Annotated in this window: 26 protein-coding genes; 3 read left to right on the top strand and 23 right to left on the bottom strand. The window is 36.6% G+C overall.

Features of this window, described 5'->3' with window-relative positions; all coding sequences use genetic code 11:
• Positions 1 to 19: 19 nt before the first annotated feature.
• The 17 genes from yggU to A1D25_RS00465 form a co-directional block, all read right to left on the bottom strand.
• The gene (gene yggU / locus A1D25_RS00385; RefSeq protein ID WP_157393746.1) at positions 20 to 325 is read right to left on the bottom strand and encodes a DUF167 family protein YggU; all 306 of its coding nucleotides are present in this window, start codon (positions 323 to 325) and stop codon (positions 20 to 22) included.
• 9 nt (positions 326 to 334) lie between these two features.
• Entirely contained in the window at positions 335 to 868 is a 534-nt protein-coding gene (locus A1D25_RS00390) for a YggT family protein (RefSeq protein WP_157393747.1), read from the bottom strand.
• 47 nt (positions 869 to 915) lie between these two features.
• Positions 916 to 1,263 carry a YggL family protein gene (locus A1D25_RS00395; protein ID WP_157393748.1) on the bottom strand — a complete coding sequence of 116 codons (348 nt, stop codon included), beginning with the start codon at positions 1,261 to 1,263 and terminating at the stop codon, positions 916 to 918.
• A gap of 18 nt (positions 1,264 to 1,281) precedes the next feature.
• On the bottom strand, positions 1,282 to 2,025 hold the full coding sequence (gene trmB, locus A1D25_RS00400; RefSeq protein WP_157393749.1) for a tRNA (guanosine(46)-N7)-methyltransferase TrmB: 744 nt from the start codon (positions 2,023 to 2,025) through the stop codon (positions 1,282 to 1,284).
• 1 nt (position 2,026) lies between these two features.
• Positions 2,027 to 2,353: a nucleoside triphosphate pyrophosphohydrolase family protein gene (locus tag A1D25_RS11010; RefSeq protein WP_157393750.1), complete on the bottom strand. Its 327-nt coding sequence runs from the start codon at positions 2,351 to 2,353 to the stop codon at positions 2,027 to 2,029.
• Positions 2,354 to 2,385: 32 nt separating this feature from the next.
• Positions 2,386 to 3,336 (bottom strand): beta-ketoacyl-ACP synthase III, encoded by a 951-nt coding sequence (locus A1D25_RS00410; RefSeq protein WP_157393751.1) that lies wholly within the window; start codon positions 3,334 to 3,336, stop codon positions 2,386 to 2,388.
• A 76-nt stretch (positions 3,337 to 3,412) separates the two neighbouring features.
• Complete coding sequence (lpxB, locus tag A1D25_RS00415) at positions 3,413 to 4,582, bottom strand: lipid-A-disaccharide synthase (RefSeq protein ID WP_157393752.1); 1,170 nt, start codon at positions 4,580 to 4,582, stop codon at positions 3,413 to 3,415.
• Between the two features lie 93 nt (positions 4,583 to 4,675).
• Positions 4,676 to 5,506 (bottom strand): 3',5'-cyclic-AMP phosphodiesterase, encoded by an 831-nt coding sequence (cpdA, locus tag A1D25_RS00420; protein ID WP_157393753.1) that lies wholly within the window; start codon positions 5,504 to 5,506, stop codon positions 4,676 to 4,678.
• Positions 5,507 to 5,878: 372 nt separating this feature from the next.
• On the bottom strand, positions 5,879 to 6,385 hold the full coding sequence (locus A1D25_RS00425) for a hypothetical protein (protein ID WP_157393754.1): 507 nt from the start codon (positions 6,383 to 6,385) through the stop codon (positions 5,879 to 5,881).
• A 352-nt stretch (positions 6,386 to 6,737) separates the two neighbouring features.
• Positions 6,738 to 7,253 carry a hypothetical protein gene (locus A1D25_RS00430; RefSeq protein WP_157393755.1) on the bottom strand — a complete coding sequence of 172 codons (516 nt, stop codon included), beginning with the start codon at positions 7,251 to 7,253 and terminating at the stop codon, positions 6,738 to 6,740.
• A 342-nt stretch (positions 7,254 to 7,595) separates the two neighbouring features.
• Positions 7,596 to 9,497 carry a DNA mismatch repair endonuclease MutL gene (gene mutL / locus A1D25_RS00435; protein WP_157393756.1) on the bottom strand — a complete coding sequence of 634 codons (1,902 nt, stop codon included), beginning with the start codon at positions 9,495 to 9,497 and terminating at the stop codon, positions 7,596 to 7,598.
• Positions 9,498 to 9,707: 210 nt separating this feature from the next.
• Entirely contained in the window at positions 9,708 to 10,256 is a 549-nt protein-coding gene (locus tag A1D25_RS00440) for a hypothetical protein (RefSeq protein WP_157393757.1), read from the bottom strand.
• Between the two features lie 12 nt (positions 10,257 to 10,268).
• Positions 10,269 to 10,883 (bottom strand): hypothetical protein, encoded by a 615-nt coding sequence (locus A1D25_RS00445; RefSeq protein WP_157393758.1) that lies wholly within the window; start codon positions 10,881 to 10,883, stop codon positions 10,269 to 10,271.
• A gap of 12 nt (positions 10,884 to 10,895) precedes the next feature.
• Positions 10,896 to 11,519, bottom strand: a complete 624-nt coding sequence (locus tag A1D25_RS00450) for a hypothetical protein (RefSeq protein WP_157393759.1) — start codon at positions 11,517 to 11,519, stop codon at positions 10,896 to 10,898.
• A 61-nt stretch (positions 11,520 to 11,580) separates the two neighbouring features.
• On the bottom strand, positions 11,581 to 12,075 hold the full coding sequence (locus A1D25_RS00455; RefSeq protein ID WP_157393760.1) for a hypothetical protein: 495 nt from the start codon (positions 12,073 to 12,075) through the stop codon (positions 11,581 to 11,583).
• A gap of 75 nt (positions 12,076 to 12,150) precedes the next feature.
• Entirely contained in the window at positions 12,151 to 12,654 is a 504-nt protein-coding gene (locus A1D25_RS00460; RefSeq protein WP_157393761.1) for a hypothetical protein, read from the bottom strand.
• A 92-nt stretch (positions 12,655 to 12,746) separates the two neighbouring features.
• The gene (locus A1D25_RS00465) at positions 12,747 to 13,253 is read right to left on the bottom strand and encodes a hypothetical protein (RefSeq protein WP_157393762.1); all 507 of its coding nucleotides are present in this window, start codon (positions 13,251 to 13,253) and stop codon (positions 12,747 to 12,749) included.
• Positions 13,254 to 13,562: 309 nt separating this feature from the next.
• On the opposite strand from A1D25_RS00465, the gene metJ reads away from it, so the two are divergent.
• From metJ to panF, 3 genes are read left to right on the top strand one after another with little or no spacing between them, the layout of a single operon-like run.
• Complete coding sequence (metJ, locus tag A1D25_RS00470) at positions 13,563 to 13,880, top strand: met regulon transcriptional regulator MetJ (protein ID WP_157393763.1); 318 nt, start codon at positions 13,563 to 13,565, stop codon at positions 13,878 to 13,880.
• Between the two features lie 43 nt (positions 13,881 to 13,923).
• The gene (locus A1D25_RS00475) at positions 13,924 to 14,160 is read left to right on the top strand and encodes a YhdT family protein (RefSeq protein ID WP_205420559.1); all 237 of its coding nucleotides are present in this window, start codon (positions 13,924 to 13,926) and stop codon (positions 14,158 to 14,160) included.
• Between the two features lie 10 nt (positions 14,161 to 14,170).
• Positions 14,171 to 15,607 (top strand): sodium/pantothenate symporter, encoded by a 1,437-nt coding sequence (gene panF, locus A1D25_RS00480; protein ID WP_157393764.1) that lies wholly within the window; start codon positions 14,171 to 14,173, stop codon positions 15,605 to 15,607.
• Positions 15,608 to 15,687: 80 nt separating this feature from the next.
• Here panF and A1D25_RS00485 read toward each other — a convergent pair whose 3' ends face one another.
• The 6 genes from A1D25_RS00485 to A1D25_RS00510 all read right to left on the bottom strand — a co-directional run bounded on the left by A1D25_RS00485 (position 15,688) and on the right by A1D25_RS00510 (position 22,819).
• Positions 15,688 to 17,715: a M13 family metallopeptidase gene (locus A1D25_RS00485; protein ID WP_157393765.1), complete on the bottom strand. Its 2,028-nt coding sequence runs from the start codon at positions 17,713 to 17,715 to the stop codon at positions 15,688 to 15,690.
• An 89-nt stretch (positions 17,716 to 17,804) separates the two neighbouring features.
• Complete coding sequence (locus tag A1D25_RS00490) at positions 17,805 to 19,112, bottom strand: ammonium transporter (protein ID WP_157393766.1); 1,308 nt, start codon at positions 19,110 to 19,112, stop codon at positions 17,805 to 17,807.
• Between the two features lie 17 nt (positions 19,113 to 19,129).
• The gene (locus A1D25_RS00495; RefSeq protein ID WP_157393767.1) at positions 19,130 to 19,468 is read right to left on the bottom strand and encodes a P-II family nitrogen regulator; all 339 of its coding nucleotides are present in this window, start codon (positions 19,466 to 19,468) and stop codon (positions 19,130 to 19,132) included.
• A 156-nt stretch (positions 19,469 to 19,624) separates the two neighbouring features.
• A complete protein-coding gene (gene rfaD, locus A1D25_RS00500) occupies positions 19,625 to 20,551 on the bottom strand; it encodes an ADP-glyceromanno-heptose 6-epimerase (protein WP_157393768.1) in 927 nt (308 codons plus the stop codon).
• 25 nt (positions 20,552 to 20,576) lie between these two features.
• Positions 20,577 to 21,239: a glutathione S-transferase gene (locus tag A1D25_RS00505; RefSeq protein WP_157393769.1), complete on the bottom strand. Its 663-nt coding sequence runs from the start codon at positions 21,237 to 21,239 to the stop codon at positions 20,577 to 20,579.
• Positions 21,233 to 22,819 carry a methyltransferase regulatory domain-containing protein gene (locus A1D25_RS00510; RefSeq protein ID WP_157393770.1) on the bottom strand — a complete coding sequence of 529 codons (1,587 nt, stop codon included), beginning with the start codon at positions 22,817 to 22,819 and terminating at the stop codon, positions 21,233 to 21,235. The genes A1D25_RS00505 and A1D25_RS00510 overlap by 7 nt, the downstream gene beginning before the upstream one ends.
• Positions 22,820 to 22,829 lie beyond the last annotated feature (10 nt).

Genomic DNA, 22,829 nt, shown 5'->3' on the forward strand with positions numbered 1-22,829 from the left:
TTTTTGGCTACGATACGGATCAAAAATTTATATTAAGCAGATCGTTAATTTCATTCGGGATCTGTTTTGGCTCAGGAATAAAAATTTGTTTATGTCTTTGTAATTCACCTTTTTCTAACACAATGCTGCTTTTAGGTACTTTGAATAACTTACTTAAATATTTGATTAAGTGAGCATTTGCCTGCCCATCAACAGGTGGTGCTGTAATGGCAATTTTGAGCTCATTATCGTGTAAACCGACAATTTGATCTCGACTGGCTTTGGGTTGTAAAAAAATCCGCAAGCGAATACCTTGCGGATTTGTAGTGAATTCAACGGCTTGCACTGCTAATCCTTAAGCCACAGCCCACAGCTGCCCGAATAGGTTATAGAACAGTGTATTGAGTAGTAGCAAACCAAATCCCAATACCATTACTGAAAAATCAAGCATTCCTGTGTGTGGTAATACTTTACGGATAATGCTGAGAACTGGTTCAGTAATTTGTGCAACGACATAATCAAGTGGATGATTACCTTGTGTTACCCAGCTCATTAAGGCACGAATTAAGGTTGTAAAAAAGAGAATTTGTCCAAAGGTTTTGAATAAACTGAGTAAGCCAATAAGTACAGCCCTAGGAATATCTACACCAAATAAGATAAATTGTAAGGTAACAACTGCCATTGCTAATAATAGTGCGGCAAAATTTATTCGTTTAACCGTTGGGATAATTTTGCTCACAGGGTTCACAATCGGGTTGGTTAAACGCATTAATGTTTGTGAAATCGGCATATAAGGATCAACATTACAAAATTGTAGCCAAGTTCTTAATACCAAGACAAAATTAAAAAAGCCAACAATAATTGACAAAATAGGGGCTAGGAACTCCATTTTATTTCTCCGACATACTCTCTCTTAAAGAGAGAGTATAGATATGATTACGCTTCGTTAATTGGTAAATCCCACCAAATATCAAATAAGCTACTCACTTCAATTTCAATTAAACCGTTAGCTTCTAACCATTTTTGTACAAGTTCGCGGTGTGATTCATCGCATTTGCCCAATTTTTCTAAGCAAACTAAGCCTTCCCAATGTAAATAACCGCTACCTTCATAAGCTAAACCATTTGGGCGGATCACTTCATCAATAAAACGATCAACGGTATTATCAATTTGGTCAATACCAGTGCCTTCAGCAAATTGGAATTTCACTAAAAAACCAAGTTCTTGGAACTCAGCTAAGTGCATTTTTTTACGTTGTCTGCGGTTGCGAGTTGGTTGTGTCATTTTAAGTCTCCTATGTCATTACTGTTTAATAAAGTAGAGATCCCAAACGCCGTGTCCAAGTTTATGTCCACGTTCTTCAAACTTTGTAAGCGGACGAAAGTCAGGGCGAGGGATAAAATCATTCGTTGCAGATTGATTTTGTAATTGTGGGAACTGACGTAATACTTCAAGCATATGTTCAGAGTAGTTTTCCCAATCCGTTGCCATATGAATAAAACCCTTTGGTGCTAATTTTTCGAGTAAACGTTCGATAAAAGCAGGTTGTACAATACGGCGTTTATGATGTTTTGCTTTTTGCCAAGGATCTGGGAAGTAAAGCTGTAATCCACCCAGTGAATTTGGTGCGATGCTATCTCGTAAAATTTCTGTCGCATCGTGGCAAATTACACGCAAGTTTTTAACGCCTTTTTCCACTGCATAGGCAATACAAGCCCCAACACCAGGGGTATGAACTTCAATCCCAATATAATTGCGATCTGGATTTTGTTCAGCCATTTCCACCAGGGATTTCCCCATTCCAAAACCAATTTCTAGCACAACAGGGTTATTGTTACCAAAAATAGTTGCAAAATCGAAAGGGGTATTTTGATAATCTAAACCAAGATTAGCCCAGTTATTATTCATCATATCTCGTTGATAATCGCTTAGGCGACCTGTGCGTAACACAAAACTACGCACTTTTCGGACATAACGACCATCGGCAGTAAATTCGGCTTGTTCAACGGTTTTACGTTTTTTATCCGCAAAAGTTATCTGTTCCATATTATTTTAGTTTTTGCTCCATTGAAGATAAAAATTGTTCCATTGAATGATTGATATCAATATTCATTCGATCCGCTAAAACAATAAGCCACCAAATATTTTCACTTAATTTATGAGCGAGTTCTTTAGGTACATCACTATCTGATTTTGTCCAACGTTCTTGTTGTGCCATTGTTAGGCGAGCAACTAACCCCGCATCAGACATAAATGCTAAAGCATCTTCTTCAATGCTCCAATGACTACCGTGATATTTTTGTTCAAGCTGGTGATACTTTTCACGAATAGCTAATGAACGCTCAGTAATCTGTTTAAAGGTATTTTCTGTCATTTGTAAAAAATCCTAATGATCTGACCGCTTAGCTAGAAACGAACTAAGGCAGAACCCCAAGTCCAACCACCACCAAAGGCTTCAAGCAACAATAATTGCCCACGTTGAATACGTCCATCACGCACTGCTTCATCTAAAGCAACAGGGATTGTCGCTGCACTTGTATTACCGTAGCGGTCCAGAGTAATAACCACTTGGGAAAGATCCATAGCCAATTTTTCTGCCGTTGCACTAATTATGCGTAAATTTGCTTGGTGTGGAACAAGCCAGTCAAGAGCCGATTTATCAAGGTTATTTTCACTTAATGTTTCTTCAACGACATTAGCCAGTTCTCTTACGGCAAGCTTGAATGTGGCATTGCCTTGCATCTCAATATAGCCAGATTTTTCAACACCACGTTCTGCTTGCGGTAATACGAGAGAATTTGTTTTATCTGCCGAAGAGTGTAAATGCGTAGAAATGATCCCTTCTTGTTCACTTGCTTCTAAAATGACCGCTCCAGCACCATCACCAAATAACACAACTGTGCCACGATCGGTTTCATCTAGTTTGCGAGAGTTAAGATCAGAACCAACCACTAATGCCTTTTTCACTTTACCACTTTTGATAAATTGATCCGCAACACTTAATGCATAAACAAAGCCTGTACAAGCTGCGGCTACATCAAAGGCAATGGCATCTTCAATCTCTAAAATACCTTGGATCTGGCACGCAGCACTTGGGTAAGCGTGTGAATTGCTGGTTGTTCCAACAATAATCAGATCGATCTCTTGTGGATCAAGTTGTGCCTGCTCTAAACATTTTTTTGCAGCTTCTGCCCCCATTGTTGCGGAAGTTTCGTGAGCAGCGGCAATACGGCGTTCTTTAATACCTGAACGGGTTGTGATCCACTCATCTGAAGTGTCCACCATTTTTTCTAAATCCGCATTCGTACGGATCTGACTTGGTAAGTAGCTACCAGTCGCTAAAATTCTGCTGTACATATCTTGTTCTCAATAAATTTAGACTGCGTCCATTATACCGCAAAATCGGTATATTGCGAAAATGGTAGGTATTTTATCAATATGAAGTTGCTTGATTTAACACATCTACTACTGCTTGAGCAGCTTGAACGTCAGCATTACATTGAATTTGTTGGTGTAATTCAGTAAAACGTTGTTTTAGTGCGTTAGTTTTAGCTTGATTATCGCTATCTTCAGATAAATAAATACTAAGCTGTTGAGCTAAATTTTCAGGGTTACATTCGTGCTGAATTAACTCAGGCACAAGCGGTTGGTTTGCCAATAAATTTGGCAATGAAATATAGTCTGTTTTGACTAATCTTTGTGCCAACCAGTAAGTCGTTGGTTTCATTTTATACCCCACAACCATCGGCGATTTACATAACATCGCTTCTAATGCAGCAGTGCCTGACGCTAATAGTGTTGCATCTGCGGCAATCATCGCTGATCTTGCATTGCCTTCTAAGATCGTTACATCAAGTTCTGGGGCAACTTCTGCTTTGATTTGCATAAATTGTTCAATGCGTTTCTGATTGACTAATGGGACTAAGAATTGTAAATCAGGATATTGTTGTTTAAGTAGTTGAGCTGTTTTAAGAAATGGTTCAGTTAAAAAGCCTACTTCACTGCTACGGCTACCGACTAAAATCGCTAAATAACGCTGTTTTTCATCAACATTGATTAAACGACAAGCTTCGTTACGGCTTGGCTTGAGTGCAATCGCATCTGCCATTGTATGTCCAATAAAGCGACAAGGTACATTAAAACGATCGTAAAAGGCTTTTTCAAAAGGAAGAAATGCCAACACAAGATCCGTTGCTCGAGCAATTTTATGAATGCGGTTTTGTCGCCACGCCCAAACGGAAGGACTAACATAGTGAATGGTTTTTATACCCTTTGCTTTGAGTTTTTCTTCGATCCCGATATTAAAATCTGGAGCGTCTATTCCAATAAAAATATCAGGTTTTTCAGCTAACATTGTTTCAATAACTTGTTGGCGACGTTTTAATAATCTTGGTAAATGTTTAACGACTTCAGCTAACCCCATTACCGCAAGTTCTTCCATATCAAAGAGCGTTTCACAGCCAGCCGCTAACATTTGTTGCCCTGCAACGCCAATAAAACGAGCATTCGGATAGTGAATTTTCAATGCGTTGATCAATCCTGCCCCAAGAATATCCCCTGATATTTCCCCTGCAACAATCGCAATAACTGGCTGACGTTCCATTCTTATGTCCTTTTTTGATTACAAACAGCGTTATTATAGAGAGCATTCGCTATTTTGGGTATACACTCTACGCTCTGATTATGAGTAGCTCTCTTAATACCCCCACCCATTAAAATCAGGTAAAAAAGCATTATGGGATAAGCGTTTCACTTGGGTATGGACTGTACCATCAGGTAGTAGAGATAACTCTCGCCAGCCTTGCGGTAATCGGTCAAGAGTGAATTGATCGCAATTTGGCTTAAATTGAATACAAGTAGATGGCGTGGCAAGAATACGGTAGCCTAACCATTCATCGTCCACTTCTTGATGAATATGTCCGTGCAAAATACCTTTAATATTATGACGGAAAGGGGCTAATACATTTGCGAGCTGATCAGGATTCGCAAGGCTATGCTGATCTAACCACGCAGAGTGAGTGGGTAGAATGTTGTGATGTAAGGCAATCAAGACATAACGTTCAGGATATTCTGCTAATTTTTCAGCTAACCACGTTAATTGCATTTCACTCAATGCCCCTTTAGGAATACCTTCAATATGGCTATCTAGCATAAGAATCTGCCATTTTTCACCAGCTAAAATTTGTTTATGTGGTTGAATTTGAGCGTAAAGTGCCAAGGCATTGTTCATTTGCGGCTGTAAGTCGTGATTGCCTTCTAACCAGAAAAGTGGCTTTTTCAATGGCTTTACCATCTGAGCAAAGCGATGATAACCTTCTCGATTATGATCTTGAACTAAATCGCCAGTGGCGAGAATAAAATCATAGTCAAAAGGCTCTTGCTGTATAGCATCTAATACGGCTTGAAAACTTTGAATGGTCGGAACACCAAGCAATCGTCCATCGTCCGAAGCAAATAAATGGGGATCGGTAATCTGCACAATTCGCACAATGGACGCTAAATCGGGGAACTGATAAGCGTCTTTCATTTTGGGTAAACTCTAAAAAAATAATCTAGGGCGATACTCTACTGATTTCATTGTTATTGTCAGTAACCAATGTTCAAAAATGTGGAGTACTGCACATTTTTTCCGATAATTTTTTTCGTTTACGATGTTAATTAGCCAATGGGGCTAAATAGTGAGCAAAATCTATTCGGATTTTGAGTGTTTCTAACCGCTGTTGAGTGTGAGTGTGTTGTTCTCATTTTTTAGTTGAGATCTTGCCCTTTTTACAATGGCATTATCCTCTTCTAACTCTAAAATCTAGTTTGTTTAGGTAGTCCTTTACTGTAATATCAAATTGGTGTTTGAGCTGTAAGGGAGAGTTCGCCATTTAATCCCACCTAATTTTCCTTATAGTTATTTTATTAGCTCAATAAATGATTTGGTTTTTACTAAAAAATATAGAATCATTGAAATACCGATAGTAGACATAAAAAAACATGCTATTACAACTAATCCATACATAATTAATGAATCTGGTAAAATATTAATGTAACTTTTTTGCGGAACTTTAAATATAACATTTGAGAAGAATGTAAAATAAAAACATATCAATGTTATAAATATCATTCCTACTAGATAGCAAGGGGATGGTTCTTGATTGTTTTTATATGGAATAACCTTAAAAACGTATAATACTATACCTAAAAAAATTGAATTCAATGCCACATAATTTCCTATAACTTTTGACAGAAATGGACGATTATCGGAAATTAATCCAATATTTCCTAATAGATAGCTATCAATAAAAGATGAAATATCTTTTTGAAAACCTGTTTCAGCATAAGCAGGACAATAATATATTATTAAACTGATAATTATTACATTGATATGAAAAGAATAATAAAGTAAGAAATTTTTCATTTTAGTCCTTTCCTAACAGAATAAGTTTAGCAGGTTCATAACTAATATATTCTATATTACCATTATTAATATATTTTTATTAGAATGCATATTTTTTCAGGTTATCTACTTGATTAACATCTCAGCTATGTTCTTTTAACTATAAGCTAAGCCAATCATAGAAAACTCCTAAGTATGATTAAATGTGAGTGAAATATCAGTAGAAGAGGATAGATTTGTTAATTCCACTTACCCACCACTCAGTTTATTAGCAATAGCCATCTTGAATGAGATTATCTATTAGATAAGATTAAATATCCTTATTAAACTGGTTTATAATATAAATGATAACTTCAATATTAAGATATAACCCTTAAAACAGTTTATTCTTAATTAATCTAAAATAGATTTTTTCAAGCATATCAAAAAAGTACCAAAATTCACTAATAGAAAAAACATATAAAGGACAAACAATAATATTAAAATTAAACATCTCCCTAAATAAAGTATATTTAGGATCACTAATTAGCTTCCAGCTATCACCCCATAGATATAAATACAATATAGGAACCAAACAAATATTGATTACATAATGAGATAGTGTTTCTATTTTTCTTGGATGTTTTCTATATTTCCTAAATGATAAAAATAACAAAATAAATATTGGGGTTAATGTGGCAAGTATATTAACTACTAACTTAGAATATAATGGTTCCATTCTGGAGTAGATTCCAACATCTCCCCATAAATATCTATCTAAAAAACTATTGATAAAATCTTTCTGAGTGTCGCTAAGGTTTCTCAATAAAAAGAAAATTGTTACAGATATAAAAACATATAATGTAAAAATTATCTCCATAATATTCTTTCTAAAAAAGTTATTTTTCATACATTATCCTTTTTACAATGTTGGGAAACATCTACCCTATATTTTATAAGAATAATAGTTAATATAGAGGTTATTGTTGCTAATATATTATTTCTATAAAATTTCTTTTGTAAAATTTTGATTTCATTGCTAATCTCCTAATGGTTGTTTGATGAATTACGATCACGAGAAGAGCTACTAGATGAACGATTTTTTGCCATTTTGAATACCAAGTGAGATGAAACTATGTTCATTTTAATCTTGTTTATATTGCAATCAAGGTACCCCAAAACTACTCCTACCAGTTTTAAACAGATAAAAAATACAATTAATTGTGCTTAATAGCGTATTCCCTTGAGATTATTAATCAGCTAATGGGGCTAAATAGTGAGCAAAATCTATTCGGATTTTGAGTGTATCTAACCGTTGTTGAGTGTGAGCGTGCTGTTCTAATTCCGCCATTAAACTAATTCCGTCAGCTAGGGTATAAGCGGTTGAATATTCAATATTTTTTGCAAAAAAATCGGCTAAATCTACCGCTTGTTGTTGCAGTAGCTTGAGCAATAATTGCTGTAAATTTTGCTCTCTTAAACAGTTTGGCACTTGCAATATACTTAAACGTGTTTGCCCTTGAAATTGCTTGGGTTGGATCACAAAACCGTATTCTGTAAGTGGTTGAGCAATTTTTTCCCAATGTTCTGCTTGTGGCTGATCAAGCGTTAAATTTAGTGGAATAAGTAAACTTTGGCTCTGCTGTTTTTCTAGCTGATGCTGTAAGTGAAGTTGTGCCAGTTTATTTAAAGGCAAGAGAAAGAACTCATCACGCTGTTTTAATAACAACGCTTGATTTTTTACAACGGCAAGCACTTGACTATAATCACTGGCTGATGGCGGGGCGACATTGTTAAGCGGTGAGATTGGCGGAGTTTTTTGCAAAATATCCGTAGGATCTACCCGCTTATCCGCAGGATCTGCTTGGTACTCTCTTGGGTTTCTTTCAGTTTTTAATAATTCCCCATACCATTTTTGTGCCCCTTTATTGACGTTTTCACGTTGGTGTTCCGCAAAATAAGTCGATGTTGAACGACTAGGGCGTTCTTTGTTGTCTCTTTCTGATGATGAGAATGATGGCATTGATGAAACCGTAGGCGTTGCAAAGATATTTCGCCCTGATGCTCCCGTATTTGTATCTGGCACATAAGTTGGCAGAGGCTCGCCGAGTTCACTTTCCGATAAAGGTAAGTGTGGCTGAGCTTGCAAAGCATTCAGCACGCCTTGATAGATAAAATCGTGAACTAATCTGCCTTGATGAAAACGGACTTCGTGTTTAGCTGGGTGGACATTAACATCTACATAACTCGGATCAATATCCAAGAATAATACAAATGCAGGATAGGTTTCTTTCGGTAATAGATCGCCATAGGCTTGGCGAATGGCGTGGTTAATGGTTTTATCTCGCATCATTCGTCCGTTTACATAACTATAACAGACATCATTTTGTGGGCGAGCAAGAGCAGGGGAGCCGACCCAACCATAGAGATGTAAATCATCGTGTTGCCAGTCAATATGTGTCGCCTGTTGAATAAATTCATCGCCACAAATTGCAGCTACTCGTTTCTGTTGTTGCTCAAGGCTACGATCTGCCACCGCTTTATAATGGCGTACTTTTTTCTCATTATGGGTTAGCACAAAAGTTACATTAGGTTTGGCGAGTGCGATTCGGCGAACAACTTCATCAATATGGGTAAATTCCGTTTTATCCGTACGCAAGAATTTGCGGCGTGCAGGGGTATTAAAAAAGAGATTTGCTACTTCAATGGTTGTGCCAACAGGGTGAGAGGCTGGCTGAATTTCGACTTCCATTTCTCTGCCTTGAGCATAGGCTTGCCACGCTTCTGCCTGATATTCAGGGCGAGAAGTGAGCGTTAAACGAGATACCGAACTAATGCTGGCTAACGCTTCGCCACGAAAGCCTAAACTTAAAATGGCTTCCAAATCTTCAAGGGTGGAAATTTTGCTTGTTGCGTGACGGGCAAGGGCAAGGGTTAAATCTTGCTTACCGATCCCACAACCATTATCTCGAATACGAATTAGCTGTGAACCGCCTTTTTCTATATCAATTTGGATTTGACTGGCCCCTGCATCAAGGCTATTCTCGATCAGCTCTTTCACTACGGATGCAGGACGCTCAACCACTTCGCCTGCGGCAATCTGGTTAGCTAATTGAGGGGGTAAAATTCGGATTAACGGCTGTGGCTGGCTCATTGTGTTTCTCAAGCTGGAAATTATTGGGCGAGAGTTTAGCATAAATCCAATAATGCGATGAGTGCTTTTATGTAAGCTGTAACCCCCCAGCCATTTTCTTTTGAGCGTATAAGAACTAGACCAATTATGTAAAATCTTAATTACTCTGATGAAGTGTAGTTTTCATCGATATATTTACCTAACTCAGAAAAAAGATCTCTAGCCTCACATTCATAATGTGGCTTTATGAAAGAACCAAGGTTCATAGATAATACGATACATTGATAGCGTGGCTAATATCTTATTTTTATCTACATCGTAATAGAGATATTGTTTATTAGAGAAGGTTCCGAATCCATAGTCCATATATAAAGCGATGCTAGGATTTTTTTTGTTGACAAAATATAACTCATATTCATTCCCATCAAATTGCTTTTGAGTTTCATAATTAAAATCAAAGTCATCAGCACGCACAAAAAGAGAAGCATCATATTGTTTAAATCTATCTAACGGCTGTATCACAATGCCTTTTCCTTGAGTGGCTTTCCACTCTTCTGGCGTAGTGTGAATCACAATGCCAGCCTCTTTTTGGTGGATATGACAATAAATCGGCTGAACAAAGAGCTGAAGAAAGTGCTCAAAAAACAGTCCAAAGTAGGCAGTTAGCGGTAAGAAGACAATAATGCAGCATTTAAGCCATTTTCTTTTGACCACATAAGCCAAGCCAATGGTGATGAGTATCACGAAAATAAAGAAAGTTAAAATCATTAAGCCAATCATACGTCCTCTAAATTACTCTGATGAAGTGTAGTTTTCATCGATATATTTGTCTAAATTATCTGTGATATTCCTTGCTTTACATTCATAATTTTTTTTATGAAAAATCAAGGGTTGGTAATTATTATGATAAAGAGACAATGAAGCTAAGATAATATCTTTATTAATATCATAGTAAAGGTATGTATCTTTAGCAAAAAGTCCACCATCGTAGGAAATATATATAGCCAAGTTTGGTTTTTTTCTATTAACAAACATTAAATAATATAAATCATTACCAAATTTTTTCTGGTCTTCATATTCAAAATCAAAATCTCTTTGATCAGTTAAAATAGAGGTTTCACCATTGTTAAATCTAGAAGATGGCATTATTACCATGTCTTTTCCTTCTATTTTTCCCCATTCTTCAGGAGAAGTATGAATAAGCATACCTTCATCTTTATGAACATAGCAATAAATAGGGTGAATAAATACTCTAATAAAATCTTCAAAGAATAAGGTAAAATAGCTAATAATTGGTAGAAAGAGAATAATACAATACCGTAGCCATTTTCTTTTAACCACATAAGCCAAGCCAATGGTGATAAGTATCACGAAAATAAAGAAAGTTAAAATCATTAAGCCAATCATATAACCTCTAAATTATTCTGATGCGGTGTAGTTTTTATTGATATATGACTTCAATTCAAAATAGAGATTTTCTTTCTCACATTCATAACCGACTTTGGGGAAGGGTAAAAATGAAGATTCATAGATAATACGATACTGTGATAATGTCGCTAATACCCTATTTTTATCTACATCGTAATAGAGGTATTGTTTTTTAGAGAAAGTTCCTAATCCATAATCAATATATAAAGCGATACTAGGATTTTGCTTATTCACTGCAGATAGTTCATATTCATCATTACCAAATTGTTTTCGGGTTTCATAGTTAAAATCAAAATCATCGGCATCCACAAAAAGAGAAGCATCATACTGTTTAAATCTATCTAATGGCTGTATCACAATGCCTTTTCCTTGAGTTGCTTTCCACTCTTCTGGTGTGGTGTGAATCACAATGCCAGCCTCTTTTTGGTGGATATGACAATAAATCGGCTGAACAAAGAGCTGAAGAAAGTGCTCAAAAAACAGTCCAAAGTAGGCAGTTAGCGGTAAGAAGACAATAATACAGCATTTAAGCCATTTTCTTTTAACCACATAAGCCAAGCCAATGGTGATGAGTATCACGAAAATAAAGAAAGTTAAAATCATTAAGGCAATCATAGAAAACTCCTAAGTATTAAGGGCAAGATCATTATTTAATTCCACTCAAATCTCCTTATATTTATTTGATTAATTCAATAAATGATTTGGTTTTTCTCAGAAGAGAAATGATTGTTGTAATTCCTATTGATAAAAAGCAAAAACAGCCAGCCACACATATTCCATAAAAAACTAAAGAGTTCTTAGCTATCCGTATATAAGGTTTTTCAGGCGGTATTACAATATGATTAGAAAGTACAGACCAATATAAAGCAATGATAAAACAAACTAAGAGTATTATAACTCCTCCAAAGGAGAATTCTCCTTCAAAGAAATTAATGAAAGAGCATAATACTCCAGATAAAACCGCAGATATAATAATATAATTTGCGATGACCTTAGACATAAAATGTCTATCTAATGAAACTAAACCTATATCACCAAATAAATAGTCATCAATAAACTGAGAGATATTTATCTGAAACTCAGTGATAGCAACATTTGGAACGGTAAGGATTAATACTATGATAATTGCCAAATTAATATTTATCAGATAGTTTTTTACAAAATTCTCCATTTTGTTTTTCGCCTAAACAATGTTATAAAAAGGATGATTTATTAAATAATATCAGTCAATTCTAAAGTTAAATTACTATTTTCTGTTTTTTATATATTCTCTGAGTCTCAGTAACAAAGAGGCTGACATTAATGAGCAGCCAATATAGCAACCATAAACAGAAGTAATATATGCCCCTAAGGAATCTCCCCCAAATCCCTTAAAGGTATTTTCACTTGCATATACATTCGTTTTTATTATGTAAATAAAAATTATTGAAATGATCAGCCAAATAATACTGATAACATATTGAACGTCTTTTTCCAACCAGCTTTTTGACTTAATGATTATCCCAATTAAAAAAGTGAGTAGAGCAAAAATAGGAGAAGTTATTGCAACATAATTCGTTATAACAAACGAAAGAAAAGGTCGGCTTTCAGAATAAAGCCCTTTTGTATGCAAAGGATATTTCTGAATAAGCTCAACAAGCCATTGATACTCTACTTTATATTCATTGGGTAAAATAATTGCCATAGTAATGATAGTTACTAAATGAAATATAGCTGTAATTTGAATGAGTCTTTCTTTTTTTGTTTTCATCAAGTATTGCTTATTTTTTAATCTTAAAGATGGTAGAGATAAAGTTATAATCAATTTGTATATCTATTCTATAGTGAGTTCTTTAATTTTATTTATTTTATTAAATCAAAAAACAACTTTATTTTTCCTAAGAAATATAGAATTACCGAAATACCAAGACTAGAGACTCCTAAACAAGTTACAAGCGATAATCCATATATAAATAAAGAATCTGGGGATATATTTATATATGGCTTTGGTGGTACTTTAAATATAATATTTGAGAAAAATGTAAAATAAAAACTAGTAGAAATAATAATAAATTGACCTAAAAATAAACAAGGGGAAATTTTTTGAATATATTCAGATGAAATTGAACCACTCCAATATAAAAGTATGCCTTGTACAATAGCTGCAATGGCAACATAATTTCCAGCGATCTTTGACATAAATGGACGAGTGTCAGAAATTAAACCAATATTTCCAAATAAATAGTTATCAATAAAAGATGAGATGTCTTTATGGAAATTGGTTTCAGTATAATCTGGACATAGCAATATGATACATACAATTACAAAGATATGTATATAAATTAAGTATTCTTTAATAAAATTTTTCATATTTCTCAACGACTATAAAAGTCAGCTATTAGTAGAAGATATCTTAAAAAATTAAATTGTGTGCATTCTAATCTTGTTTATATTGTAATCAAGGTATCACAAAACAGATCCTACCAGCTTCAAATCGAGGAAGTAGATTAACCCTATATTTGTGTAAAGTGTTTACTTGATATTGTAGGATACAAGATGTAACTTCCCTATCAAATAAGCAAAGATTAGAGAAATCTAGACGTCTAGATTGCGATATAAGTCAGTTTTTATTAGAATGTCGCCTAATTTTTATTTTAGATCGGGAAATTGTGGGTAACTATGGCAGATTGGAATGGGGAATATATCAGCCCTTATGCAGAACACGGCAAGAAAAGTGAGCAAGTGAAGAAAATTACGGTGTCGATTCCTGTGAAAGTATTGGAAATTTTAACCAATGAACGAACACGTCGCCAAATTCGGAATTTGCGTCACGCGACAAATAGCGAATTGTTGTGTGAAGCCTTTCTCCACGCTTTTACAGGACAGCCATTACCGACAGATGACGACTTGATGAAAGAACGTAGCGATGAGATCCCAGAAGAAGCAAAAGCGAAAATGCGAGAAATGGGGATTGATCCTGACGAATGGAAATACTAAGTAACCTACCCCACATTTGTGGGGTATTTTTTAAGGAGAGAAAATGAAAAATATACAACAACAAATGGCACGAGAAGTGCGTTGGGCATTTTGGCTAACATTGATTTATTTGGTTGGTTGGGTTGTGTTTGCCTATTTTTCACCAGATGGTCGAGGTTGGCTTGGTTTTCCGCTTTGGTTTGAATTGGCTTGTGTTTATTTGCCGATAGCCTTTACTTTATTGACTTATTGGGTCATTAAAAAAGTCTATAAAGAGATTGAGTTAGACGAAAAACAATAAGGAATGCTGTATGAATATTGAAATTTTACTTCCGTTAATCGTTTATTTGTTATTTGTGTTCGGTGTGGCGTTTTACGCATATCGTAAACGCCAAAGCGGTAGTTTCCTTTCTGAATATTACGTTGGCGGTCGCTCAATGTCTGGCTTTGTGTTAGCAATGACGATTGCAGCCACTTACGTTGGGGCAAGTAGTTTTATTGGCGGGCCTGGTGCAGCTTATAAATATGGACTAGGTTGGGTATTACTGGCAATGATCCAAGTGCCAACAGTAATTTTAACTCTCGGTGCATTGGGTAAAAAATTCGCTATGGTTGCTCGTCAAACAAAAAGTGTTACTGTCAATGATATGCTGATGGCTCGCTATAAAAGCCCCGTTGTTGTGTGGCTATCAAGTTTAGCCTTATTGCTCTCATTCTTTGCAATGATGATGGTGCAATTTATTGGGGCGGGGCGTTTACTTGAAACCACTCTCGGTATTTCTTATACCACTTCTATTATGATTTTTGCTCTAACCGTTGGGGTTTATACCTTTATTGGTGGTTTTAGGGCAGTAGTTCTGACCGACACAATTCAAGGCTTAGTGATGATGATCGGTACAGCATTATTATTAGGCGGTATCACTTACGCAACAGGAGGGGTGAGCAATGCCATTGATCAGCTTGCTACTATTAACCCACAACTCATTGAACCTTATGGTATTGATGAACGCCCACTCGATTTTACCTTTATGGCATCGTTCTGGGTGCTTGTCTGCTTTGGTTTAATTGGTTTACCACAATTAGCCGTCAGAAGTATGGCATATCGTGATAGTAAAGCCTTGCATCAAGCAATGGTAATCGGCACTATCGTGCTAACTATCTTGATGTTTGGAATGCACTTAGCTGGTGCATTAGGGCCTGCGGTTACGCCAGATTTAAAAGTGGTTGATCAAGTTATTCCAAGTCTAATGTTGCAAGTGTTACCACCTGTTGTCGCTGGGATCTTCCTAGCAGCACCAATGGCTGCGATTATGTCTTCTATTGACTCAATGTTAATTCAAGCATCTTCAACCATTATTAAAGATCTTTATTTGGCGGTTCGTCCAAATAGGGTGGTAAATGAACGTAAAATTAAGTGGTTCTCGACTGCGACCACCTTATTATTAACCGTACTTGTGGTGGTTTCAGCAATCAATCCACCTGATATGTTGATTTGGTTAAACTTGCTTTCTCTTGGTGGACTAGAGGCAACATTCCTTTGGGTAATGGTACTCGGGTTATACTGGGATAAAGCGAACGCAACAGGGGCTATCTGCTCAATGATTGCAGGGCTTGGTAGCTATGTGTTAATGACTACTTTCTCTATTAAAATTTTGAGTTTCCACGCCATTGTTCCATCGTTACTTATCGGGCTAGTTGCCTTCTTAATCGGTAATATATTCGGTGGGAAAAAAGCAACAAATGCTTAATTAACGCTATAAACAAGCGGTGCGATCTTTGCAAAATTTTGCAACAATCGCACCGCTTTTTATTTGCTTTCAGCTAGAAACTACCAAATCTGAATACGTTCATTGATTGGTTTAAACATTGCATCGCCTGCTTTTGTGCCAAAGGTATTATGGAATCCATTGATATTGAGAACCGTAGCGAATGCTCGATACTCACTTGGTGCGTGCGGATCGCTTTTGACTTGGTGAGTGAGCGATTGTACGGTGGCTTTATTTCTCCACGAGCGAGTCCAGCTCATAAAGAAACGCTGATCGGAGCTTAAATTCTCAATCAGTGGGGCTTTTCCATTCTCTTTTTCATACAATTTTAAGGCATCGTAAGCAATACTTAGTCCACCCAAATCGGCAATGTTTTCACCTAAGGTAAAACGTCCGTTTACAAAGACATTCGGTGCGACTTCAAATTTATCAAACTGTGCCACAAGCTGATCGGCAAGGGCTTCAAATTTTTGACGATCTTCTTTTGTCCACCAATCTTGTAAATTTCCATCGCCATCAAATTTAGAACCACTATCATCGAAACCGTGTGTAATTTCGTGTCCGATAATAGCTCCGATTGCTCCAAAGTTTACCGCAGGGTCGGCGTGAATATCATAAAGTGGTGCTTGTAAAATACCAGCAGGGAAAACAATACGGTTCATCAATGGGCTGTATGATGCGTTTACCACTTGTGGCAACATTCCCCATTCATTTAAATCAACAGGTTTGCCAATTTTATCGAGTGCTTCTTGGTAATTCCACGCTGCGACTTTGCGTAAGTTGTCGTAGAGTGTTCCACCTTCAGCAAGGGATTTCAGTTGTAGCTTGCTGTAATCTTTCCATTTATTTGGGTAGCCGACTTCAGTGATAAATTTATCTAATTTCACTTTGGCTTTCGCTTTGGTTTCAGGCGACATCCACGTTAGATTATCAATACGATGATGATAGGCTTTAACTAAATAGCTTGCCATTTCCAATAAGTCTTTTTTTGCACTGGCAGGGAAGAATTTTTCCACATAAAATTGAGCGAACTCCTGCCCGATTTGTCCATTGATTAAGCGTAATGCTCGTTTATCTAACGGTCGTTGCTGTTTTTGCCCCACTAATTTATGGCGATAAAATTCAAAATGTGCATCGTCTAAGGCTTTATTTAAGTAAGGTGCTGAATCTGAAATGGTGCGGAAACGCAGATAATCTTTAATTACCGATAGATTTTGTGGGTTAATTAGGCGGTCAAATTGTTTTAAGAAATCAGGCTCCCAAACAATCACTTCATCGCTATTTACACCAACAGCTTTTAGGTAATTTGCTAAGTTGAGATAACGACTTTGGGTGGCTAACTCACTGATTTTCATCGGATTATAACGCTTTTGAATATCTCTACGTTGCTCGTTGGTAAAGAGTGTTTGAGCAATAGACTTCTCAAAATTGACAATTTCTTTCGCTTTTTGCTTAGGATTTTTTACTCCTGCAAAGGCTAGCATTTGGCTGATATATTCTTGATAAAGTTGTAAGGTTTTGCGGTTTTCTGGCGTGTCTTTTTGGAAATAATCGTTACTTAATCCTAAATCCGTATTGCTAAAATAGATCGCATTCTGGCGAGAATTTTTCAAATGAGCAAAAACAGACCAACCAAATAAAACGTCATTACCTTGCTTGGTTTCTTCAATTAAATGACGCTCTAAATCCGCAAAATTTTGGATTTGATCAATTTTGGCTAAATCCGTTTGAATAGGGGCTAAACCTGCTTTTTCTCTTGCAGATAAATCGGTGTAACTTTCATAAAGTGCTTTAAGGCGTTGTGCTTTTGGATCATTTGCAAGTGTTGGGTCAGAAATCACCGCTTGTAGCAATTCCACCGAGCGTTTCTCATTGAGTTCACTGAGTTCGGCTATTGTTCCCCACGATGTTCTATCTGCAGGAATTTGAGCAGTCGCCAGCCATTTTCCGTTCACATAGCGATAGAAATCCTGTTGCGGTGCAACTTGTGGATCAATCCCTTCCATTAAGGTGCTTTGATAATTTTTCGAGCTACAAGCCGTCATTGCAACAGAAAGGGCGATTACACTGAATAAAAATGGTTTTTTCATTATTGATCTCCTTTAAAAAGAAAGCGGTAAGATTATCATTATATTTTGCAAAATAATTAGATAATCTCACCGCTTGATAGTTCAACGCATTATTCGACACGTTCACCGTGGATAGAAATATCTAATCCTTCTCGTTCTTCATCACGTTCTACACGCAAGCCACCGCAAATTTTAGTGACAACAGTGAGAATAATGGCACTCATTATACCGCTATATACGATGGTAATCGCTGCATCTTTTAACTGAATTAAAAGCTGTGTTGGAATGGTTGAATTTCCTGCAAAAATGGTATTGTTAAAAAACAACCCTGTTAAAATTGCCCCAATAATACCGCCGAAACCGTGGATACCAAAAGCATCTAAAGAATCATCATAGCCTAACTTATGTTTTAATTTTGCCACAGAGAAATAGCACGCAAGTGAAGTGAGCAAACCGATAAAAATGGCACCTTGTGGATCAACAAATCCTGCTGCGGGTGTAATGCCTACCAAGCCAGCCACCGCCCCTGAGGCAAGTCCAAGAGATGAAGGACGATGTCCTGCAATTTTCTCACATAATAGCCACATCAAAGCCCCACACCCAGCGGATATTTGTGTTACAGCCATTGCCATTCCAGCAGAGGCATTTGCAGCAACTGCTGAGCCTGCATTAAAGCCAAACCAGCCGACCCAAAGCATTGCTGCTCCCATTAATGTCAGAACCATATTGTGTGGCGGCATTGCTTCTTTACCATAGCCTACACGTTTTCCTATCATTATGGAGGCAACTAACCCTGCAATACCTGCGTTAATATGCACCACAGTGCCACCTGCATAATCTAGTACACCGCCTTCAGCCATAAATCCACCGCCCCAAACCCAGTGGCAAGTTGGCACATAAACGAGTAAGAACCAAATTCCTGAAAACCACATCATTGCAGAAAATTTAATACGCTCTGCAAATGCTCCCGAAATAATGGCGACAGAGATAATAGCAAAGGTCATTTGAAACAGCATAAAAACAGGTTCAGGAATTGTGCTTGCATTTGGTGCAACAGTGACCATTTGGTTGGCTAAATCTAGCCCCATTCCTTGTAGAAAAAAGCGATCAAAGCCACCAATAAAAGCGTTTCCTTCAGTAAATGCAAGAGAATAGCCCACTGCAACCCACAATAAGCAGATGAGTGCGGTAATAGAAAAACTGTGCATCATCGTATTAAGAACGTTCTTTTTACGAACCATACCACCGTAAAATAATGCCAGCCCAGGAATTGTCATAAATAGCACAAGAATAGTGGAAATCATTACCCAAGCAGTATCGCCATTGTTGATCACTGATAACGGTTGCCACCAAGTTGTTTTGGCATAACTAAAAGTGGGTAATAGCGATAGCATTGATAAAATTGATAATTTTTTCATATTAACGTCCTTATTATTTATAGAGCTTCATCGTCAGTTTCACCTGTTCGGATACGAATAACTTGTTCTATATTATTGACAAAAATTTTGCCATCGCCCACTTTGCCTGTTTTAACTGCTTGCTGAATGGCATCAACGACACTTTCAACCATATCATCACTTACTGCAATTTCTACTTTTAGTTTAGGCAAAAAATCCACCGTATATTCCGCACCACGATAGTTTTCAATATGTCCTTTTTGGCGACCAAAGCCTTTAACTTCGGTGACTGTCATTCCTTGTATGCCAAGATCAGAAACCGCTTCTCTTAAATCATCAAGGCGGAAAGGGTTTAAAATGGTTGTGATTTGCTTCATTGGTACTCCTAATATAGTGAAATACAACGCACTTCATATGAGGTGCGTTGTGATATTAGGGGTTTTTCTTTGATGAGACAATTTTATAAGGGGAAATTTAAATAAAAACCAAGTATTGTTGATTTTTGTTTAATAAAATCTATTATTTTTTAGATTTTATCTATTCAACCATTCCATATAAGCACGAGTACCTTCTGCAACCGTTTTGAAAGGTTTATCATAGCCAGCTTGGCGTAATTGAGTTAAATCCGCTTGAGTGAAAGTTTGATAGCGTGATTTTAAGTGATCAGGGAATGGAATAGTTTCAATTTGCCCTTTTTGGTGGAAATCAATAACTGCTTGAGCAACCGCTCTGAAAGATTCCGCATTACCTGTACCTAAATTGAAGATACCTGAGATCGCATTTTGCCAAGCCCAAATATTGACTTGAGCAACATCTTCAACATAAACAAAATCACGCAAGAATGTTTCTGATCCTGTGAAGAGTTTTGGATTTTCGCCTTTTAAAATTTGTGTGTTTAGGTGGAAAGCAACACTCGCCATTGAGCCTTTATGTTGCTCTCTCGGGCCATAAACATTGAAATATTTAAAGCCACAAACAGGAGATTGTGCTTCAGGGAGTAACTTACGCACATATTCATCAAATAAGAATTTTGAGTAGCCATATACATTTAAAGGCTGTTCAAATTCTCGTTTTTCGATAAAGTTATCTGAACGTCCACCGTAGGTTGCCGCACTTGATGCGTAGAAAAATGGAATTTGACGATCTAAGCAATAATGTAATAACTCTTTTGAATATTCGTAGTTATTTTGCATCATATATTTGCCGTCCCATTCTGTTGTGGCAGAACAAGCACCTTCGTGGAAAACGGCATCAATATCACCAAAATCATCGCCTGCAATAATAGAGGCAATAAAATCTTCTTTATCACAATAATCAGCAATATCTAGATCGACTAAATTAACAAATTTTTCTCCGTTTTTAAGGTTATCTACCACCAAAATATCAGTACGTCCGATTTGATTTAATGCTTTAACAATATTACTGCCAATAAAGCCAGCGCCGCCTGTTACGATAATCATATTATTGTCCTTTGTTATGTTGAAATTAGAGCTTAAATGTGCCGAGTTTTTCTTCAGCACGTTTAAACGATGCAGTTTGCCCAATTCGTTGCGTATAGGCGTGAATATTTGGATATCCGTCCAAGCCACGAGCTGTCAAAACTTGTAATGGAAAGCTCATCATAATATCTGCACCGCTTAATTGCTCGCCTAAAAACCATTGTTTTTCAGCAAGATGTTGTTCAATGTAGTCTAAATGTAGCTTAAGTTGTGGCGTAACAAAACTCTCTCTTACACCATTGGTAATTTTTCGTACAATCGGCTTGATGAAAAATGGCATTTTACGTTCATCAATCCGTCTGAGAAGAAGCGAGATAATCAGAAACGGCATTATTGACCCTTCTGCATAGTGCAACCAGTAGAGATAATTTGGGTAATTAGGTTGATCTGCTGTGATGCGGAAGCGATTTTCAGGATCATATTTATTGAGAAGATATTCCACAATCGCACCGCTTTCGCCCAATACTAATTCCCCATCTTGAATTAAGGGTGATTTACCAAGCGGGTGGATATTGCGTAAAGAATGCGGAGCAAGAAAAGTGTGTTTATCTCGCTCAACAATTTCTAATTTGTAGTCAAGTTCTAATAGTTCTAACAACCAAACAATGCGGTAGGCACGAGATTGTTTTAGGGCGTATAGCGTTAGCATTGTTGCTCCTCATTATAATTGTTGAAATAACCAAGATTTTGTAGGTACTGCAATGTTCCATTGAGCATATCACTGATTTCTTTATCTTGAATTTCAGCATACGGAACAGGTTTACCTTCTCGATTTAAAGTAAGCTCATCGTTTTCAAAGGCTTTGCGAATAATGTTATTTAGAGCATCGAGGCTATGATTGCCATCTAAGTGTTTTACTAAATATAAGGTGAAAACATTAAATTCTATTGGCTGACCATAGATGCTGGATAATTTAGTAATGTTGGGGTTATCTTTTACAAATTTAATTAAGCGTTCAAATTTGTCTGATAATTTAGGATATTCACCGAAGGGGGCTAATTCTTCAGTATGGTAACTTATATACATTGATTCTTGATGCACCAATGCCACTAAAAGTTTCGTTAAGGTATTCTTATCTTCTTCATTTTTGGCAAGAAGTGGGAAAAGTTCCTTGATGGGATAAGGAACTGTGTTTTCATTTAGCACTTTTGCTAGTTCATCAGATAATGGGAATGATGCAAATGCTTGGTTACCATTAGGCAGAAGCCAATGGCTATTATCATCGGATTTGGTCAGATTACCTTTGATATACAGCTCATAAAATTCGTGAACCATATCATATTTATCAATGTTATAACCATTCAAATTATGCTGGTGTGTCAAGATACTGCAACGGAAAGGTCGTTGATTGATAAAATCAGTATATTGCTCAATTTTGACAATATCTCTATGGAAATATTGACAAAGTTGCTCGTATTTTTCCCCTGAGAAAATATTAAGCGTTTTGGTGCTAGGTAAAGAGGTATCTGTAATATAGCCCAAGCCATAAGGGGTAATTTTTTTGATAAACTGATGAAAATAAAATGGTTGATTAATTTCTTCTAGGTATTCGTGGGCAACATAATATTTATCCGCATCTTGGATATGTTGAGCAATTCTTGAAAACTCAGGTTTAGTTTGTGGATGAAAGCGTTCCAATAGCGTCTCTGTTTGTGCGAAGAGTTCTTTGGCTTGGTCAATACGCTCATAGTGGTGAATATCGCTGCTTGTGCCAAACTGCATTAATTCTTTTACCATATCTTTTAAATGCCAACCTGGGTAAGCATTATAGCTAATGAAAGCCACCCCGTTAGGGGTTAGATAAGTTTGAATTAATTGTAGAATGGCGTTTTGAACAAATTCAGGTATCCAGCTAAATACACCGTGACAGATAATGTAATCGAATTGCAAATTCTCAAAGTTGACTTTACTAATATCAGCAGCAACAAGGTGGACATTGTTTAGTCCAATCTCTTGCATCATTTTTTGTCCAATATTGATCTGGATTTCAGATAAATCAATGCCAACAATCTGACTATTGGGATAACGGATTGCAAAAGGAATAAGATTGCCCCCAAAAGAGCAACCAATCTCGAGTACTCGTGCATTATCTAATTCAGGTGGGTTTAACCCTTTTAACTTAGCTAATGCTTGCAAACGATTAGGTTGGCAGTGAGGGAAAGCAACTGAAGTATAAGGGATATCATTGTAAGCCGTTTCTAGGGCTTGTGTTTTTTCTAGACTGTTCATAATTACTATT

This window comes from Ursidibacter arcticus (assembly GCF_009761375.1).
GTDB classification, from domain to species: domain Bacteria; phylum Pseudomonadota; class Gammaproteobacteria; order Enterobacterales; family Pasteurellaceae; genus Ursidibacter; species Ursidibacter arcticus.

Bases quoted from the DNA above. Each gene is read 5' to 3' on its own strand.
- A1D25_RS00390 (WP_157393747.1), bottom strand. From the start codon at position 868: ATGGAGTTCCTAGCCCCTATTTTGTCAATTATTGTTGGCTTTTTTAAT.
- A1D25_RS00395 (WP_157393748.1), bottom strand. From the start codon at position 1,263: ATGACACAACCAACTCGCAACCGCAGACAACGTAAAAAAATGCACTTA.
- trmB (WP_157393749.1), bottom strand. From the start codon at position 2,025: ATGGAACAGATAACTTTTGCGGATAAAAAACGTAAAACCGTTGAACAA.
- A1D25_RS11010 (WP_157393750.1), bottom strand. From the start codon at position 2,353: ATGACAGAAAATACCTTTAAACAGATTACTGAGCGTTCATTAGCTATT.
- A1D25_RS00410 (WP_157393751.1), bottom strand. From the start codon at position 3,336: ATGTACAGCAGAATTTTAGCGACTGGTAGCTACTTACCAAGTCAGATC.
- lpxB (WP_157393752.1), bottom strand. From the start codon at position 4,582: ATGGAACGTCAGCCAGTTATTGCGATTGTTGCAGGGGAAATATCAGGG.
- cpdA (WP_157393753.1), bottom strand. From the start codon at position 5,506: ATGAAAGACGCTTATCAGTTCCCCGATTTAGCGTCCATTGTGCGAATT.
- A1D25_RS00425 (WP_157393754.1), bottom strand. From the start codon at position 6,385: ATGAAAAATTTCTTACTTTATTATTCTTTTCATATCAATGTAATAATT.
- A1D25_RS00430 (WP_157393755.1), bottom strand. From the start codon at position 7,253: ATGAAAAATAACTTTTTTAGAAAGAATATTATGGAGATAATTTTTACA.
- mutL (WP_157393756.1), bottom strand. From the start codon at position 9,497: ATGAGCCAGCCACAGCCGTTAATCCGAATTTTACCCCCTCAATTAGCT.
- A1D25_RS00440 (WP_157393757.1), bottom strand. From the start codon at position 10,256: ATGATTGGCTTAATGATTTTAACTTTCTTTATTTTCGTGATACTCATC.
- A1D25_RS00445 (WP_157393758.1), bottom strand. From the start codon at position 10,883: ATGATTGGCTTAATGATTTTAACTTTCTTTATTTTCGTGATACTTATC.
- A1D25_RS00450 (WP_157393759.1), bottom strand. From the start codon at position 11,519: ATGATTGCCTTAATGATTTTAACTTTCTTTATTTTCGTGATACTCATC.
- A1D25_RS00455 (WP_157393760.1), bottom strand. From the start codon at position 12,075: ATGGAGAATTTTGTAAAAAACTATCTGATAAATATTAATTTGGCAATT.
- A1D25_RS00460 (WP_157393761.1), bottom strand. From the start codon at position 12,654: ATGAAAACAAAAAAAGAAAGACTCATTCAAATTACAGCTATATTTCAT.
- A1D25_RS00465 (WP_157393762.1), bottom strand. From the start codon at position 13,253: ATGAAAAATTTTATTAAAGAATACTTAATTTATATACATATCTTTGTA.
- metJ (WP_157393763.1), top strand. From the start codon at position 13,563: ATGGCAGATTGGAATGGGGAATATATCAGCCCTTATGCAGAACACGGC.
- A1D25_RS00475 (WP_205420559.1), top strand. From the start codon at position 13,924: ATGAAAAATATACAACAACAAATGGCACGAGAAGTGCGTTGGGCATTT.
- panF (WP_157393764.1), top strand. From the start codon at position 14,171: ATGAATATTGAAATTTTACTTCCGTTAATCGTTTATTTGTTATTTGTG.
- A1D25_RS00485 (WP_157393765.1), bottom strand. From the start codon at position 17,715: ATGAAAAAACCATTTTTATTCAGTGTAATCGCCCTTTCTGTTGCAATG.
- A1D25_RS00490 (WP_157393766.1), bottom strand. From the start codon at position 19,112: ATGAAAAAATTATCAATTTTATCAATGCTATCGCTATTACCCACTTTT.
- A1D25_RS00495 (WP_157393767.1), bottom strand. From the start codon at position 19,468: ATGAAGCAAATCACAACCATTTTAAACCCTTTCCGCCTTGATGATTTA.
- rfaD (WP_157393768.1), bottom strand. From the start codon at position 20,551: ATGATTATCGTAACAGGCGGCGCTGGCTTTATTGGCAGTAATATTGTT.
- A1D25_RS00505 (WP_157393769.1), bottom strand. From the start codon at position 21,239: ATGCTAACGCTATACGCCCTAAAACAATCTCGTGCCTACCGCATTGTT.
- A1D25_RS00510 (WP_157393770.1), bottom strand. From the start codon at position 22,819: ATGAACAGTCTAGAAAAAACACAAGCCCTAGAAACGGCTTACAATGAT.